The 17324-nt window shown below is 72.8% G+C and carries 13 protein-coding genes and 1 pseudogene; 3 read left to right on the top strand and 11 right to left on the bottom strand.

Annotation, left to right across the window (positions count from 1 at the left end; translation table 11 throughout):
• Positions 1-87: 87 nt before the first annotated feature.
• A complete protein-coding gene (locus BLV02_RS01795; RefSeq protein WP_069114035.1) occupies positions 88-282 on the bottom strand; it encodes a DUF3046 domain-containing protein in 195 nt (64 codons plus the stop codon).
• A gap of 64 nt (positions 283-346) precedes the next feature.
• On the opposite strand from BLV02_RS01795, the gene BLV02_RS01790 reads away from it, so the two are divergent.
• Both BLV02_RS01790 and BLV02_RS01785 read left to right on the top strand, forming a co-directional pair.
• On the top strand, positions 347-4942 hold the full coding sequence (locus tag BLV02_RS01790; protein ID WP_069113841.1) for an ATP-dependent helicase: 4596 nt from the start codon (positions 347-349) through the stop codon (positions 4940-4942).
• Between the two features lie 718 nt (positions 4943-5660).
• Entirely contained in the window at positions 5661-6107 is a 447-nt protein-coding gene (locus BLV02_RS01785) for a GNAT family N-acetyltransferase (protein ID WP_069113842.1), read from the top strand.
• A gap of 106 nt (positions 6108-6213) precedes the next feature.
• Here the strand turns inward: BLV02_RS01785 and BLV02_RS01780 are convergent, their stop codons facing one another.
• The 10 genes and pseudogenes from BLV02_RS01780 to BLV02_RS01735 form a co-directional block, all read right to left on the bottom strand.
• Positions 6214-6684 carry a flavin reductase family protein gene (locus BLV02_RS01780; RefSeq protein WP_069113843.1) on the bottom strand — a complete coding sequence of 157 codons (471 nt, stop codon included), beginning with the start codon at positions 6682-6684 and terminating at the stop codon, positions 6214-6216.
• A gap of 98 nt (positions 6685-6782) precedes the next feature.
• Positions 6783-7052, bottom strand: a pseudogene (locus BLV02_RS01775) (helix-turn-helix domain-containing protein); the annotation flags it as partial.
• Positions 7053-7223: 171 nt separating this feature from the next.
• Positions 7224-7700: a CinA family protein gene (locus BLV02_RS01770; protein ID WP_069113845.1), complete on the bottom strand. Its 477-nt coding sequence runs from the start codon at positions 7698-7700 to the stop codon at positions 7224-7226.
• A complete protein-coding gene (gene pgsA, locus BLV02_RS01765; RefSeq protein WP_069113846.1) occupies positions 7697-8272 on the bottom strand; it encodes a CDP-diacylglycerol--glycerol-3-phosphate 3-phosphatidyltransferase in 576 nt (191 codons plus the stop codon). The genes BLV02_RS01770 and pgsA overlap by 4 nt, the downstream gene beginning before the upstream one ends.
• A gap of 9 nt (positions 8273-8281) precedes the next feature.
• Complete coding sequence (gene rimO, locus BLV02_RS01760; protein WP_069114036.1) at positions 8282-9685, bottom strand: 30S ribosomal protein S12 methylthiotransferase RimO; 1404 nt, start codon at positions 9683-9685, stop codon at positions 8282-8284.
• Positions 9686-9698: 13 nt separating this feature from the next.
• Positions 9699-11318, bottom strand: coding sequence for an FAD-dependent oxidoreductase (locus tag BLV02_RS01755; protein WP_141711768.1), 1620 nt, complete (start codon positions 11316-11318; stop codon positions 9699-9701).
• A 52-nt stretch (positions 11319-11370) separates the two neighbouring features.
• Positions 11371-12252: a carbohydrate ABC transporter permease gene (locus tag BLV02_RS01750; protein WP_069113847.1), complete on the bottom strand. Its 882-nt coding sequence runs from the start codon at positions 12250-12252 to the stop codon at positions 11371-11373.
• Entirely contained in the window at positions 12249-13148 is a 900-nt protein-coding gene (locus BLV02_RS01745) for a carbohydrate ABC transporter permease (protein ID WP_083289054.1), read from the bottom strand. The genes BLV02_RS01750 and BLV02_RS01745 overlap by 4 nt, the downstream gene beginning before the upstream one ends.
• 58 nt (positions 13149-13206) lie before the next feature.
• Positions 13207-14520: an ABC transporter substrate-binding protein gene (locus BLV02_RS01740; protein ID WP_083289055.1), complete on the bottom strand. Its 1314-nt coding sequence runs from the start codon at positions 14518-14520 to the stop codon at positions 13207-13209.
• Positions 14521-14580: 60 nt separating this feature from the next.
• Entirely contained in the window at positions 14581-15624 is a 1044-nt protein-coding gene (locus tag BLV02_RS01735; RefSeq protein ID WP_083289056.1) for a LacI family DNA-binding transcriptional regulator, read from the bottom strand.
• A 209-nt stretch (positions 15625-15833) separates the two neighbouring features.
• Between BLV02_RS01735 and BLV02_RS01730 the strand changes: the two genes are divergently transcribed.
• On the top strand, positions 15834-17300 hold the full coding sequence (locus BLV02_RS01730; protein WP_074946058.1) for an arylsulfatase: 1467 nt from the start codon (positions 15834-15836) through the stop codon (positions 17298-17300).
• Positions 17301-17324 lie beyond the last annotated feature (24 nt).

Raw genomic sequence — 17324 nt, 5'->3', positions numbered from 1 at the left:
TCCCCGGTCCGACAATCGGCATCCGAGTTATCCGTCACCTCTCCGGGCTGCGACCTCAACCTCGGTCGAGGTCAAGGGCGGACGGCGTCAGCGTTCGCTCGGCGGCAGCCGCAGCGCCTCGCAGACGGCCCGCCAGACCACCTTGGTGTCCTCGCCCGCCGCGAGCGCCTGGTGCACCGTCCGCCCGCCGAGGCCCTCGATGACGTAGTCGCGCGCCCATGAGTCGGCGTAGGAGGAGCCCAGCTGGTGCTCCATCCGCTCCCAGAAGTCGGTCAATCGCACCACGTCAGTATCCCTCACCGCCGACCGCGCCGACCTTGTCGGTGGGTCGCGCGATGATGGGTCCATGAACGACGTCCTCGACCTGTTCGGCCCGGCCACGCGTGCGTGGTTCGCCGGGTCGTTCGCCGCGCCCACGGCGGCGCAGGAGGGCGCCTGGCGGTCGGTCGCGGCCGGCCACAACGCGCTGGTGGTGGCGCCGACGGGGTCAGGCAAGACGCTCGCGGCGTTCCTGTGGGCGCTCGACCAGCTGGCCTCCGAGCCGGAACCCGACGATCCCACCCACCGCTGCCGCGTCCTCTACGTCTCGCCGCTGAAGGCGCTGACGGTCGACGTCGAGCGGAACCTGCGCTCTCCGCTGGCCGGCATCGGGCACGCCGCGGCCCGGCTGGGCGTACCGTCACCGGGCATCAGCGTCGGCGTGCGCACCGGCGACACCCCGGCCGACGAGCGGCGCCGGTTCGCCAAACGCCCGCCCGACATCCTCATCACCACCCCCGAGTCGCTGTTCCTGCTGCTCACGTCGCAGGCGCGCGAGTCGCTGCGCTACGTCGAGACGGTGGTCGTCGACGAGGTGCACGCGGTCGCGGGCAGCAAGCGGGGCGCGCACCTGGCGCTGTCACTGGAACGGCTCGACGCGCTGCTCGAACGCCCGGCCCAGCGCATCGGGCTGTCCGCGACGGTCCGCCCCATCGAAGAGGTGGCCCGGTTCCTCGGCGGCAGCCACCCGGTCGAGGTCGTCACGCCGCCCAGCGAGAAGCAGTGGGACCTCAAGGTCGTCGTCCCTGTGCCCGACCTCGACGAGCTCGACGCCGTCGCGCCGCCGGTCCCGGCTCCCGTCGGGTTCGACGAGGACGGCGACGGCGGCAACGCCTCCATCTGGCCACACGTCGAGCAGCGCGTCGTCGACCTCGTCGAACAACACGAGTCCACCATCGTGTTCGCCAACTCGCGGCGGCTGGCCGAGCGGCTGACGGCGCGGCTGAACGAGATCGCGAGCGAGCGCGCCGAGGACCGTCCGGCCGACGAGCCACCCATCACCCGGCATCCGCCGCCCGCGTCGCTGATGGCGCAGGCCGGTTCGTCGCACGGCGCCGCGGCCACCATCGCGCGGGCGCACCACGGCTCGGTCAGCAAGGAGCAGCGAGCGCTCATCGAGGACGACCTCAAGTCCGGCCGGCTGCCCGCCGTGGTCGCCACCAGCAGCCTCGAACTCGGCATCGACATGGGCGCGGTCGACCTCGTCGTGCAGGTCGAGTCGCCGCCGTCGGTGGCCAGCGGGCTGCAGCGGGTCGGGCGGGCCGGCCACCAGGTGGGCGCGGTGTCCAGCGGCGTGCTGTTCCCGAAGTACCGCGGCGACCTCGTGCAGACCGCCGTCGTCGCCGAGCGCATGGTGTCCGGGCAGATCGAGCAGCTCACCGTCCCGCGCAACCCGCTCGACGTCCTCGCCCAGCAGATCGTGGCCATGGTGGCCATGGACGATTGGCCGGTCGACGACCTGTTGTCGCTGGTCAGACGGTCGCATCCGTTCGCCACGCTGCCGCAGTCGTCGTACGACGCCGTCCTCGACATGCTGGCCGGGCGCTACCCGTCCGACGAGTTCGCCGAGCTGCGGCCGCGGCTGGTCTGGGACCGCACCGGCGGCGTGCTCAAGGGCCGCCCGGGCGCGCAGCGGCTCGCCGTCACCAGCGGCGGCACCATTCCCGACCGCGGGCTGTTCGGCGTGTTCCTGGTCGGCTCCGATCCCCGCCGCGGCGGCGCGCGGGTCGGCGAGCTGGACGAGGAGATGGTCTACGAGTCGCGGGTCGGCGACGTGTTCGCGCTGGGCGCCACCAGCTGGCGCATCGAAGACATCACGCACGACCGCGTCATGGTCTCCCCCGCACCCGGCCACCCGGGCAAGCTGCCGTTCTGGCACGGCGACACCTTGGGCCGCCCGGCCGAGCTGGGCGCGGCCGTCGGCGGGTTCGTCCGCGAGATCAACAAGCTGCCCGAGCCGAAGGCGCGCGAGCGCGCGGCCGGCGCCGGGCTGGACGAATGGGCCGTCGACAACCTCCTCGACTACGTCCGCGACCAGCGCGAGGCCACCGGTCACGTGCCCGACGACCGCACGCTGGTGGTCGAGCGGTTCCGCGACGAGCTCGGCGATTGGCGGCTGATCGTGCACTCGCCGTACGGCGCGCGCGTGCACGCGCCGTGGGCGCTGGCCATCGGGGCGCGACTGCGCGAGCGGTACGGCGTCGACGTCCAGGCGGCGCACGCCGACGACGGCATCGTGCTGCGCATCCCCGACACCCTCGACGGCGTCGACGAGCTGTCCGGCGCCGAGGCGCCCGACGCCCGGCTGGTGGTGCTCGACCCCGACGAGCTGGACGACATCGTCACCGGCGAGGTCGGCGGGTCGGCGCTGTTCGCGTCGCGGTTCCGCGAGTGCGCCGCGCGGGCGCTGCTGCTGCCCCGTCGCTCCCCCGACCGCCGGTCGCCGCTGTGGCAGCAGCGGCAGCGGTCGGCGCAACTGCTGCAGGTCGCGTCGAAGTACGGGTCGTTCCCTATGCTGCTCGAGACCATGCGCGAGTGCCTGCAGGACGTTTACGACCTCGACGGCCTGCGCGACCTCATGCGCCGCGTCGCGGGCCGGCAGATCAAGGTGGTCGAGGTCGAGACCCCGACGCCGTCGCCGTTCGCGCGGTCGCTGCTGTTCGGGTATGTCGCGGCGTTCATGTACGAGGGCGACTCCCCGCTGGCCGAGCGGCGGGCACAGGCGCTGACACTCGACTCCGCGCTGTTGGCCGAACTGCTCGGGCAGACCGAGCTGCGTGAGCTGCTCGACCTCGAGGTGGTCGAGCGCACCGAGGCCGAGCTGCAGCGGCTGGTCCCGGAACGGCGGGCCCGCGACGCGGAGGGGGTGGCCGACCTCCTGCGGCTGCTCGGCCCGCTGACGACGGACGAGGTGGCGGCCCGGTCCGTCGAGCCGGCCGACGCCGCCGGACACCTCGACGACCTGGTGAAACAGCGGCGCGTCATCGCGGTGCGCATCGCCGGCCAGGAGGTGTGGGCCGTCGTCGAGGACGCCGCTCGGCTGCGCGACGCGCTCGGCGTGGCGCTGCCCGGCGGGGTGCACGACGCGTTCACGGCGCCGGTGCCCGATCCCCTCGGCGACATCGTGGCCCGGTACGCCCGCACGCACGGCCCGTTCCACGCGGCTGAGCTGGCCGAACGGTTCGGGCTGGGCGTCGCGGTGGTCGTGTCGACGCTGCGCCGGCTGTCGGCCGAGGGCCGCGTCGTCGAGGGCGAGCTGCGGCCCGGGCGCACCGGCACCGAGTGGTGCGACGCTGAAGTGCTGCGGCTGCTGCGACGCCGGTCGCTGGCGGCGCTGCGCAAGGAGGCCGAGCCGGTCGACGCCGCGACGCTGGGGCGGTTCCTGCCGGCGTGGCAGTCGGTGGGCAGTTCGCTGCGCGGCGCCGACGGCGTGCTGCGCGTGGTCGAGCAACTGGGCGGGGCGGCGGTGCCGGCCAGCGCACTGGAGTCGCTGGTGCTGCCGGTCCGGGTCGCCGGCTACTCGCCGGCCTGGCTGGACGAGCTGACGGCGGCCGGCGAGGTGGTGTGGTCGGGGCACGGCACGCTGCCGGGGTCGGACGGGTGGGTGTCGCTGCACCTCGCCGACGCCGCGCACCTCACGTTGCCCGACGTCGATCTCGCCGACGCCGAGGGCGAGCTGCACAGGGCGGTGCTCGAGACTCTCGACGGCGGCGGGGCGTACTTCTTCCGGCAGCTCAGCGACGCGGTGACGGCGCTGGTGCCGACGCCGCCCGAGGACGCGACGCTGACGACGGCGCTGTGGGATCTGGTGTGGGCCGGCCTGGTCACCAACGACACGCTGACGCCGTTGCGGTCGCTGCTGACCGGACGGCCGGCGCACCGGTCCCGGCCGGCCCGGCCGCGGTCGCGGTATGCGCGCGGACGGTCTTCGATGCCGTCGCGCTCGGGACCTCCGGCGGCGGCCGGACGGTGGTCGCTGCTGCCCGACCGCGACACCGACACCACGCGGCGCGCGCATGCGGCCGCCGAGGCGCTGCTCGACCGGCACGGCGTCGTGACGCGCGGTGCGGTGCAGGCCGAGCGGCTGCCCGGCGGGTTCGCGGCGGCGTACCGGGTGCTGTCGGCGTTCGAGGACACCGGCCGGGCCCGGCGCGGCTACTTCGTCGCCGGCCTGGGTGCGGCGCAGTTCGGCACGCCCGGTGCGGTCGACCGGCTGCGTTCGTTCTCCCACCTCGACGACGCCCGGCCGGCCAGCGCGCTGGTGCTGGCGGCGACCGACCCGGCCAACCCGTACGGCGCGGCGCTGCCGTGGCCGGAACGCGGCGAGTCGGGGTCGGCGGGGCATCGGCCAGGCCGCAAGGCGGGCGCGCTGGTCGTGCTGATCGACGGCGAGCTCTCCCTGTACGTCGAGCGCGGCGGCCGCACGCTGCTGTCCTGGACCGACGAGCCCGACCGGCTCCGCGCGGCGGCCGACGCGCTGGCGCTGTCGGTGCGCGAGGGTGCGCTCGGCGCGCTGCGGGTCGAACGTGCCGACGGCGCCCAGGTCACCGCCACTCCCCTGGGCGAGGCCCTCACCGCCGCCGGCTTCCACGTCACGCCACGGGGGCTGCGCCTGCGCGGCTGAAAACCGGCCCACGCCGCGCTGACCTCGCCGCGCGAACCAGCTGGTCGCGACGGAGTTCTGCTGGGTGTTACCGAGCTGGCTCGGGCGTGACAGAGCCTGCTGAACGCGACCGACCCCGCCGGACACGACCGAGCCCCATGGACGCCGCACAGCCCGCCGGACGCCGGACGCCGGACGCCGCGGAGCCTGCTCGGCACGACATCGCCGGCCCGCTCCCAGGTCAGCGCTGGCCAGGCGCGCCGGCCGGGCAGCCATCGAGCCGCCGCCGACCCCAGGACCGGGCGACCGAGCCGGGTGACTCAGACGCCAACCGTTGGCACCGCCGTCACCCCACGCGCAGGCACCCGATGACCGCCACGGGTGACCCAGACGCCAACCGTTGGCACCGCCGTCACCCCACGCGCAGGCACCCGATGACCGCCACGGGTGACCCAGACGCCAACCATTGGCACCGCCGTCACCCCCGCCCCAACACCCCGCGACCTCGACCGCCACAGGGTGACCCACACGCCAACCGTTGGCACCAGCGTCACCCCACGCGCAGGCACCCGATGACCGCCACGGGTGACCCAGACGCCAACCATTGGCACCAGCGTCACCCCCGCCAAGACCGCCACTCCGCGGTGCAGGCGCAGGCCCACCTCCGACCGGCGGCACGGGACGTGCGCGAGGCAAGGCACGCGGACCCGGACCCGGCCGTGGTGAGTAGCCTGACCGAATGATCCTCGCGACGCACGCCGGCTACGAGGTCGACGACGACCCGGAGCGGCTCGATCTCGACGTCATCGTCGGGTTCCTGCTGACGACGTACTGGAGCAAGCACCGTTCACGCGAGACGGTGGAACGGGCGCTGCGCCGCTCCGACTGCGTCGGCCTCTACGCACCCGACGGTGCGCAGGGCGGGTTCGCCCGCGTCGTCGGCGACGGGACGACGTTCGCGTGGCTGGCCGACGTGTTCGTGCTGCCCGAGCACCGCGGGAAGGGGCTGGCCAGAGTCCTGGTCAACGCCGTCCTGGAACACCCCGAACACGCCGCCGTCGAGCGCTGGATGCTGGCCACCCTCGACGCGCACGGGGTGTACGCGCCGCTGGGGTTCGCGCCGATCGAGTCGATCGACAAGTTCATGGTGCGCCCCGGTCCGACCGCCTCATCGGTCATCCGCTGACGCCGCCGCGCCCGCGACGCCGGGCGGCGGGTGCCAAGGGCTGGGAGGCGGGCGCCAGGCGGCAGGCCGCGGGTGCCCGGGGCCGGGCAACGGGCGGTGGGGTGCGTCAGGAGACCTCGGGGCCGGGCTCGTAGTAGCGCCGATCCACGTGAACCAGCGGCACTGCACCGTCGGCGTCGCGGGCGACGGAGGTGACGCGGCCCAGGGCGATGGTGTGGTCACCGGCGTCGACCAGGGAGAACGGGGCGCATTCGACGGCGGCGACGGCGCCGGTGAAGATCAGTTCGCCGCGGGCGGCACGGCGCGTCGGCCAGGGCGAGAAGTCGTCGCGGGCGCCGGGGTGGCGCTCGCGGGCGGCGTAGTCGGACAGCGCCAGCTGGTCGGCGGCCAGGAACGACAGCGACCAGCCGTCGGCGACGAAGAGGGCGTCGTGGATGAAGCCGTCCTTCTTGACGCACGCCAGCACCAGCGGCGGCTCCAACGACACCGACGACACGGCGGTGACGGTGAGGCCGCAGTCGCGCCCGACCGGATCGAGCACCGTGAGCAACGCCACACCACCCGCCAGGCGGGCCATGGCGTCACGGAACTCCGGGGCAGGCTTCGACCGCGGCAACGACTCCGGCAGCAGCGTCAGCCGACCCTGACGACGTCGCGAGGCCGGGCGGACTCGCGGGGACGCAGCTCGGTGAGCGCACCCACCGCCGCCGCCTCGACACGCATCATCTCGTCGCTGACCTCACGCAGCACCTCGGACATCGGAAGATCCAGCGCCTCGCAGATGGCCGCGAGCAGCTCGGACGACGCTTCCTTGCGGCCACGCTCGACCTCGGACAGGTACCCGAGACTCACGCGTGCCGCGGCCGAGATCTCGCGAAGGGTGCGGCCCTGCTCGATACGGCGACGCCTCAAGACATCGCCGACGAGCCGTCTGATGAGAACCATCGGCTACCCCTCTCGCGATTCGTCTCGACTGTGCTTGAGTCCACCGTACCTTCTGTTTCGTACGTTTGCGTTTCCAGCCTCGCCGGGAACGACGGGGTGCACAGAAGAATTCATCTCACGGTCTGAAACGCCCCGGCACGCCCCAGGATTCCCGGCGGCCTCGACGGCATCTCACACCTCGGACAACAGCTCCAGAACGGCCGCCACGGTCGCCGCCCGCACCTCCGACCGGTCGCCGCGAAGCGCCGTCGGGCCGGTGAACGAGCGCACCCGCACCCCGCCGTCGGAGGAGGCCACCGCGACGTGCACGGTGCCCGGCGGGTGACCGTCCTGGGAATCGGGCCCGGCCACCCCGGTCGTCGCCACACCGACGGACGCGCCCAGCCGGTCGCGCACGCCGGACGCCATGGCCGCGGCCGTCGACGCCGCCACCGGACCGTCGGCCGCCAGCACCGCAGCGGGCACCCCGGCCAGCGACTCCTTCAACGAGGTCGCGTACACCACCACCCCACCCCGGACCACCGCGGACGACCCCGGAACCGACGTCAGCGCCGCGCACACCAGCCCGCCGGTCAGCGACTCCGCCGCGGCGACCGTCAGCCCGCGGCCGGCCAGCTGGGCCACCACCGAGGCGGCGACGGCGTTCACGGTGTCGCGCTCCGCCGCAGCCGGATCGCCGACAACACGTAGTCGACGCCGGTGACGACGGTGACGATGACGGCGGCCGCCATGACCGTCGCCTCGATCGGGTCGAACCAGCCGGGCAGCGGCAGGATGTACAGGCCCAGCGCCAGCGTCTGCAGGACGGTCTTCAGCTTGCCGCCGCGGTTGGCCGCCATGACGCCGTACCGGATGACGGCGAACCGCAGCACCGTGATGCCCCACTCGCGCACCAGCACGATCACCGTCACCCACCAGGGCAGCTCACCGAGCAGCGACAGCCCGACGAACGCCATGCCGGTGAGCGCCTTGTCGGCGATCGGGTCGGCGATCTTGCCGAAGTCGGTGACCAGGCCGCGGCGCCGCGCGAGGTCGCCGTCGAGCCGGTCGGTCGTCATCGCGACGCCGAACGCGACGAACGCGGCCACCCGCGACGCGTCGTCGTCGCCCCCGTGCCGCAGCAGCAGCCAGCCGAACAGCGGCACCAGCACCACCCGCAGAATGGTCAGCGCGTTGGCGACGTTCCACGGGCTGGGCGGGGAGGTCGACGGTTCGGCCACGGGGCAAGGTTAGGGGACGGCGAGCAGGTCGGCGCCGTCACTGCCGGTAACGATGGCCGTGACGATGTCGCCGACGGCCGCGCTGACGCCGGACACCACGGTGGTGCCGTCGACCTCGGGGCCCTGGTGCTCGGCCCGGCCCTCGACCCGGCCGTCCGGCAGCACCGACTCGACCAGCACGGACACCGTCTCGCCGACGCGGTCCTCGGCACGCTGGGCGACCAGCTCCTCGACGAGGTCGCCGATGCGCTCGACCCGTTCGGAGATCTCGTCGGCGTCGAGCTTGCCGTCGAACGACGCGGCCTCGGTGCCGTCCTCGTCGGAGTAGCCGAACACGCCGACGACGTCGAGGCGGGCCTGGGTGAGGAACGACTCCAGCTCGGCGACGTCGTCCTCGGTCTCGCCGGGGAACCCGACGATGACGTTGGACCGGACGCCGGCGGCCGGCACCCGGGACCGCACCGACTCGATCAGCGAGAGGAACGAGTCGGTCCCGCCGAACCGCTTCATCCGGCGCAGCAGCGGCGTGCTTGCGTGCTGGAAGGACAGGTCGAAGTACGGGACGACGCCGGGCGTGGAGAGCATGGCATCGACCAGCGTGGGGCGCATCTCGGCCGGCTGCAGGTACGACACCCGCACCCGCTCGATGCCGTCGACCTCGGCCAGCGACGGCAGCAGCGTCTCCAGCAGCCGGAGGTCGCCGAGGTCCTTGCCGTACGACGTCGAGTTCTCGCTGACGAGGAACAGCTCGCGCACGCCCTGCTCGGCCAGCCAGCGCGCGTCGGCCAGCACGTCGGACGGGCGGCGGGACAGGAACGAGCCGCGGAACATCGGGATGGCGCAGAACGTGCAGGCGCGGTCGCAGCCGCTGGCCAGCTTCAGCGGCGCCATGGGACCGCCGTCGAGCCGCCGCCGCACCGCCCGCGGCCCGGACGCCGGCGACATCCCGGCCGGGAGGTCGGGCGCGGCGTAGGCGGCGGCCTGTCGCTCGACCGGGGTGACGGGCAGCAGCTTGCGGCGGTCGCGCGGCACGTGCGCGACGTGCGCCGCGCCGCCGAGGATCCCCCGCAGCCGCTCGCCGATGGCCGCGTAGTCGTCGAAGCCCAGAACGGCGTCAGCTTCGGGCAGCTCGGACGCCAGCTCGACGCCGTACCGCTCGGCCATGCAGCCGACCGCGACGACGGCCTTGGTGGCGCCGGACGTCTTGAGGTCGGCGGCGGCCAGCAGGGAGTCGACGGAGTCCTTCTTGGCCTGCTCGACGAAGCCGCAGGTGTTGACCAGGACGGTCTCGGCGGACGCGGGGTCGGCGACGAGCTCGAAGCCGTCGGCGTCGAGACGGCCGGCCAGTTCTTCGGAGTCGACCTCGTTGCGGCTGCAGCCGAGCGTGACGATCGCGACGGAATGTTTGCTCATGTCGCCCGACACTCTACTCGTCGGGCTCGCCGCTCCCCCCGTGACGCCGAATCTCGTCGGGCCAGGCCAGCGGCACGCCCAGCGACTCGCCCAGCAGGTCCTGCAGCTTGCGGACGTCCGCGGGGTCGGCGTGCACCTGCGCGGGGCTGCGGCCGGCCTCGAGGCAGTAGGCCGCCAGCGCGCCGGCCGCCTCGCCGATCGACCACTCGACCGGGTGCAGCCGGTAGGCGCCGTTGGTGATGTGAGTGGTGCCGATGTTCTTGTTCGCCGGCAGCAGGTTCGACACCGAGGTCGGGACCAGCGCCCCGAGCGGGATCTGGAACGGGTAGGAGGCGATGTCGACATAGCTGCGGCCGGACGTGGACGGGTGCAGGTCGATGCGGTAATAGCCGATGCCGACGCTGTCCGGGAAGATCTCCGACCCGGCGCCGCGGCCGCGCATCGCCCGGCCGATGTGCGCCTCGGTGACGGTGAAGGCCGCCCGGATCCGCCGCGACTCGCGGATGTACGGCTCCCGCGCCAGCCCGTCGTCGGTGCCGAGCACGTCGCCGCGCAGCCGCAGCTCGGGATAGCCGGTGCCGCCGTCGCTGCGCGGGGCCGCGGTCTGCATCCAGTGGACGAACGACAGAGTCAGCTCGCGCGCCTCGGCCACCGCCCGCCGCCGGGTGCCGGCGTCGACGCCGAGCAGCGGCAGCTCCCAGTAGTCGACGTGCGGCCAGTTGATCAGGGTGACGTCGCCGCCGGCGAACGTGTGGTCGAAGTGCCGGCGGGCGACGATGCGGCGGTAGTGCCACAGGTCGCGCTCGGCGCCGGTGACCGCGTCGGCCGGCGCTCCGGCGAACAGCGGCCGGTGCCGCTCCTCCAGGGTGATCGGGTGGACGTCGTTCCACGACAGCTGCGAGCCGGGCCAGCGCGGGTCGGCGGTGTCGCGCCACCGGGCGTAGCCGGCCGGCTCCGGGATCACGTGCGACTCGCCGGGGCAGTACTCCACCGCCGCGCACCACGTGATCGCCTGCTGGTCCAGCGGGTCGGCCCGGTCCAGGGCGTGCAACTCGCCGGTCTCGGCCTTCGACTCCGCGCCGATCACGTGCGGGACGCCGGCCAGTTCCAGCAGGTCGCCGAGCTCGGTGGCGTCGAGGACGACGTCACCACGCAGCACCGTCTCCGCGCCCGACCGGTCGCGCACGGTCACCGACGTGACACGGTCGCCGTCGCGCGCCGCGGCCACCGGCGTCACCCCGCGCAGCAGCGTCAGGGCGCCGGAGGACAGCCACGGCGACACCATCTCCTCGAGCACCAGGGCGGCGACCCGCGGCTCGTGGCACAGCGCCGACACGAACCCCTGCCCCGGATTCAGGTGCTCGTCGGCCCGTGCCTCGGGCGTCAGCGGGTGGTTGCGGCGGTAGAAGTCGCGGATCCGGCCGCGCAGCTCCCGGTAGCCGGCGGACACGTGCTCGCCCTCGATCCACGGGTGCTCGTCCGGCGGGACCGCCTGGCCGGTCAGCTGGCCGCCCAGCCAGTCGCCGGACTCGGTGAGGATCACCCGCCGGCCCAGCGTCAGCGCCGCGCGGGCGGCCGCGACGCCGCCCAGTCCGCCGCCGATGATGAGGAGGTCTGCGTTGTCGGTCAGCACGAAGCCCTTTCCGTTCCGGTAGGAGATGAGTGAGGCGAGGCGGCCGGGCGGATCAGCCCTTGACGCCGCCCTCGGACAAGCCGGAGATGAAGCTGCGCTGGTTGAGCAGGAACACCAGCAGCACCGGCAGGCTGACGATGATCGTCGCCGCCATCAGCGCGCCGTACTTCACGTTCCCGGTCGACGCGAACGTGGTGATCGCCAGCTGCACCGTCGTGCTGTTCTCCGACGTCGAGACCACCAGCGGCCAGAGGAAGTCGTCCCACGCTCCGGTGAACGAGAAGACGGCGACCAGCGCGATCAGCGGCCTGGCCATCGGCAGGTACACCTTTGCGAAGATGCGCAGCTCGCTCGCGCCGTCGATGCGCGCCGCCTCGGCGAAGTCGCGGTCCATGCCGGCGAAGTACTGCCGCGAGAGGAAGATGTTCATGGTGCCGACCAGGTACGGCAGCAGCAGTCCGCCGACGGTGTCGAGCAGGCCGCTGCCGCCGTTGCCGAGAATGTCGTTGCCGCCGGCCAGCGGGAAGTTCTTCGCCATGAGGAACAGCGGGACGAGGGTCACCGACACCGGGATCGCCGCCGTCGAGATCAGCACGTAGAACAGCGCCTTGCTGCCGCGGAACGGCAGGTGGGCGAACGCGTAGCCGGCGATGACCGGCACGACGCAGTTCGTCGCCACGGTGACGACGGTGACGAACGTCGAGTTGGCGAACGCCCGGCCGAGGTCGGCCGCCTGGAACGCGACGGAGAAGTTCGCCAGCGTCGGGTTCGCCGGGATCAGGTTCGCGCCGGCGACCGTCTCACCCTCGGGCGTGAACGCGAGGCTGACCATCCAGATGAACGGCAGCAGCACCAGCGCGGTGACCACCGTCAGCACGGCGATCCGCGGCCAGTTCCGCCCCGACGCGCGGCGCCGCAGGGTCATCGTCGTCATGACCGCCTCCCCCGCCCGCCGCGGATGGCGACCAGCGACAGGCCCGCGATGAACGCGAAGAGGACGAAGGCCATGGCCGACGCGCTGCCCATCTCGTTGTACTGGAAGGCCTCGGTGTAGATGAGGTAGTTGACCGTCGTCGTGCTGCCGTAGGGCCCGCCCTGGGTCAGCACGAAGATCTCGGTGAAGCCCTGCGCCAGGTAGATGATGTCCATGGCGACGACGTAGGTGAGCATGGGCCGCAGCCCCGGCAGGGTGACGTACCGGAACTGCTGCCAGGCGCCGGCGCCGTCGACCCGGGCCGCCTCGTAGAGGTCCTTCGGGATGGTCTGGAGCCCGGCCAGCAGCAGCACCATGTTGCTGCCCAGCGCCTTCCACACCCGCATCGCCGACGCGGCGTTGAGCGCCGCGCTCTCGGTGGTGAGCCAGCGTTGCTCGGAGAGTCCGAAGAACCCCAGGATCTCGTTGACCAGGCCGTTGTCGGAGTAGATCCAGAGCCAGATCATGCTGACCGCGGTCAGCGAGATCACGTGCGGGACGTACATCGCGGTGCGGAACAGGCCGATGCCGCGGACGGCGCGGTTGGACAGCAGGGCGAGGCCGAGCGCGATGACGACCGTGAACGGCAGCACCTGCAGGACGTACCGGCCGGTGACCGCGAGCGCCCGGCCGAACTCCGGGTCGCCGACGAGGGACCGGTAGTTGTCCAGGCCGATGAACTGCGGCCCGGACCGGCTCAGCGGGCTGTACTGGCTGAAGCTGAGGACCAGGCCGTAGAGCACCGGCCCGAGCTGGAAGACCAGCACGTACAGCGTGGCCGGCAGCACGAACAGCATCCCGTACAGGGCGGGGCGGCTGATCGGCCGCTTGGGGCCGCCGCCGCGCCGCGCCCGCACGCGGCCTCGGCCGGGCCCGGCCGGCGCACCCGCCGGCCGGCCCGTCACCGAGGCGGTTTCAGGAGCCAAGGATCTTCTCCACCTCGGCGTCGGCCTGCTCGAGCGCGTCGGCGGGGCTGGCCTCGCCGTGGATCGCCCGCTCGAGGAACTGGCCCATGGCGTCACGCATCTGGACCCAGCCGACGACGTTCGGGTTGCCGCGGCTCGCCGACAGCGCCTCGACCGCCCGCTGCAGCTCCGGGTTCGACGCGAACGCCTCCGCGTCGGCGGACGAGGCGTGGATGGGCAGGCCGCCGAGCGACTGGACGTAGTCGACGTTGACCTCGGGGTCGATCATGTACTCGATGAAGTCCCAGGCCAGGTCCTTGTTCGCACTGTCCTTGTTGATCATCAGGCCGTTGGCCGGGCCGCCGAAGGCGGCGGGCTCGTGGCCGTCGAAGGACGGTGGCGGCATGAGCCGCAGGTCGCGGTCCGGCGCGGCCGCCTGGAGCTTCGCGATGGTGCCGGCGATGGCCAGTTCCATGGCGGCCGCGCCGGTGACCACGGGGTGCTGCGCCTCCGGGGCGTCGGACCACGCCGTGCCGAGCTGGTTGTCGACCGCGTCGGGGCCCTGATACAGGCCCGCGAAGTAGGCCAGCGCCTCCTCGGCCTCCGGCGTGTCCAGGGTCGCCTCGGAGGCGTCGTCGGCAAGCAGCTCACCGCCGTTGGACCACAGCAGGGTGGCGAAGCTCTGCTGGGCGGCGATCGGCTGGCTGGGGACGGCCAGTCCAGCGCGGCTGATCTGGTCGCCCTCGCGCACGGTGAGCGTCTGCGCGATCTCCTTGACGTCTTCCCACGTGGCCGGCGGGTCGTCCGGGTCGAGGCCCGCGGCCGCGAAGTCGGCGCCGCTGTAGACGATCATCCGGATCGACATGAGCAACGGCATGATCGTGTACTTGCCGTCGACCTTGCCGCCCTCGATCGCGGTGGACATGTCGTCGCGCAGCGCCGGGTCCAGCTCCTCGACGTACGGCGTGAGGTCCTCGACGCGGTCGTTCGCCACCAGGTCGGCGGCGGCCGCGATGCCGTGGCCGACGACGTCCGGCGCGGTGCCGGCGGCGAAGGCGGCGTTGAGCTTGGGCGACATGTCGGCCCAGTCGACGAACGTGACCTCGACGTCGGCGCCGGTCTCTTCCTCGAACGCCGGCACGATGGTGTCGTTGACCAGGGCCATCTCCTCCTCGGAGTTGCCCGGGAACCAGACGACCAGCGGGCCGCCGCCGTCACCGTCGTCGCCAGCCGCCTGGCCGCCGCCACAGGCGGTGAGCAGCAGCGCCGTCGCCAGGGTGCCGGCCAGGACGCCGGCTGGTGCCTTCGGGATCATCCTCGTCATCGTGGAGTTCCTCCGTGCGGGGACGTGCGTGTGTGCGGCTCGGGCCGGCCGCCGGCGCGGTCATGCGGGTGACGCGAGAGGTGACTCGGGTGCGGGGGCGAGCGTGGCCCCGGGTTCGAACGGACACGGCAGCCGTTCGTGGTGGGTCAGTTCGTGCCTGCCGTCGAGGACTTCGAGGAGCAGGGTCACGGCGCGCGCTCCGATGGCGCGCCGCGGCACCTCGAAGTGGGTCCACGGGTGGGTGGCGGTGTCGATGGAGTCGAGCCCGACGACGGACAGCCGGCCTGGGATGTCGACGCCGAGCCCCGCACACAGCTGCGCGATCCGTTCCAGCGACGCCACCCCCTCGCCGACCGCGGCGGTCGCCCCGGCGTCGAGCACCCGGGTGAGCCGCTCGGCGTCAAGGTCGGCGGGTGCGACGAGCATCTCGTCGACGATGGTCAGGCCCAGTTCGGCGCAGGCGGCGCGGAACGCCACGCGACGCTCGACCCGGGGCTCGGCGTGGTCCGGGACACCGACGTAGACGACGTCGCGGTGACCGTTCTCGTGCAGGCGCCGGACGACGTCGCGGACCGCCGCGTCGTAGTCGGCCGTCACGTACGGCATCAGCGCCGCGGCCTGTTCCCGGCGGCCGATGAACACGAACGGGAAGCCGTCGGCGGCCAGCCGCGCCAGCTCGTCGTCGTGCTGGTCGAACCCGAGGATGATGGCGCCGTCGGCGATGCGCAGCCGGTTGCGGCCCTCGTGGAAGATGGTCGCCGGGCCTTCGTCCTGGTGGATCGACGTGAAGATCACGAGGTCCTGGCCAGATCCGATGGCCTGCTGCTCGATGCCGACCATCATCTCGGCGTAGTAGCTGCCCGCGCTGGTCGGGAACAGCGGCTCGAAGGAGTGCACGCCGATCAGGCCGTTGCGCCCGCCGCGCAGGGCACGGGCGGTGACGTTCGGGACGTAGCCGAGCTGCCGGGCCGCCGCCATGATCTTCTGCTCGGTCTCGCTGTTGATGCCGTGCTCGGCCGTCTTGCCGTTGAGGGTCAGCGAGACGGTGGTCTGGGAGACCCCCGCGAGCCGGGCGATGTCGCGCTGCCGTGGCCTTCTCGCCATGTGACGTCCCTCCGAATTCGAATTAGGGCGTCACAGTAGGGTCGCCTGCCGGTGCTGTCAAGAGGGGCGTAGGGGGATAGTGCTTCACGACGACGAGGACGCCAGACGGCGATCTAATTTGAATTAGTCCATTGACAGAACCGTTGGGGCATCAGCAGGATCGCAGTCACCCGGCTGGTCGAGGTCGCCGGCCCGACGGAAGGAGTTCCGTGTCCGATCCCGGCGACGCCGCCAGCAGACCGAACGTCGTGCTGATCATGGCCGACCAGTGGCGGGGCGACTGCCTGAGCGGAGCCGGCCATCCGGTGGTGTCGACGCCGTACCTGGACGCGCTGGCCGGTCGCGGCGTGCGCTTCGACCGCGCGTACTCCGCGGTCCCCACCTGCGTCCCGGCTCGAACGGCGCTGCACACCGGCTTGTCGCAGCGCACCCACGGCCGGGTCAGCTACCTCGACGGCGTCGACTGGGACTACCCGACGACGCTGGCCGGCGAGCTCACCCGCGCCGGCTACCAGACCGAGGCCGTGGGCAAGCTGCACGTCCACCCCGAACGGTCCCGGATCGGGTTCGAACACGTCGTCCTGCACAGTCCCACCGGGTTGATCCGCACGGCTCGGCAGCAGGGCCGCGACCCCGACCTCATCGACGACTACCTGCCCTGGCTGCGCCGGGAGCTGGGCCGCGACGCCACGTTCTTCGACCACGGCCTCGACAGCAACTCGCTCGTCGCCCGGCCCTGGGACAAGCCGGAGCACACGCATCCCACGAACTTCGTGGCGACCCAGGCCGCGGACTTCCTGCGCCGCCGCGACCCGCGCGCGCCGTTCTTCCTGTTCGCGTCGTTCAACGCCCCGCATCCGCCGTACGACCCGCCCGCGTGGGCGTTCGAGCAGTACCTCGACGCCCCGATGCCCGACCCGCCGGTCGGCGACTGGGCGGACGTGTTCGCCCAGTTCCGCCGGCCCGGCGACCCGGCCGCGTTCGCCGCCGAGGTGTCGCCGGCGGCGCTGCGGCGGGCCAGGGCCGGCTACTACGGTCACATGTCGCACGTCGACCAGCAGGTGAACTTCCTGCTGGGCGAGCTGGACCAGCACGGTCTCGCCGACTCGACCTACGTTTGTTTCGTCGCCGACCACGGCGAGATGCTCGGCGACCACCACCTGTTCCGGAAGGCGTTCCCGTACGAGGGGTCCGCGCGCATCCCGATGATCCTGGCCGGCCCGCCCGGCAGCGACCTCGCCGGCGGAGCCGTGCGGGACGAGGTGGTCGAGCTCCGCGACGTCATGCCGACGCTGCTGGAGTGTGCGGGCGTGCCCGTTCCGGCGTCGGTGGAGGGCCACAGCCTGCTCGAACTGGCTCGCGGCGGGGCCGGCGCCGGGTGGCGCGACGTCCTGCACGGCGAGCACATCCTGTTCGAGCAGTCCCTGCACTGGCTCACCGACGGCCGCACCAAGTACGTCTGGTTCAGCGGCAGCGGGCACGAACAACTCTTCGACCTGGTCGACGACCCCGCCGAGACGCACGACCTGGCCGCGGGTCCCGGCGGACCGTCGCGGGTCGCGCCGTGGCGCGAGCGGCTGATCCGCGAGCTCACCGACCGGCCGGAGGGCTTCACCGACGGCGCGGCCCTGGTCACCGGCCGCCCGGTGCATCCCTCGCTCCCCCACCTGCGATGACCCTCGCCCCCTGATCGACGAGCC

Origin of the sequence: Jiangella alba (assembly GCF_900106035.1) — a bacterium.
GTDB lineage: Bacteria > Actinomycetota > Actinomycetes > Jiangellales > Jiangellaceae > Jiangella > Jiangella alba.
Note: the sequence above shows the minus strand (reverse complement) of the source record. Positions and strands in the feature narration are given on the sequence as shown.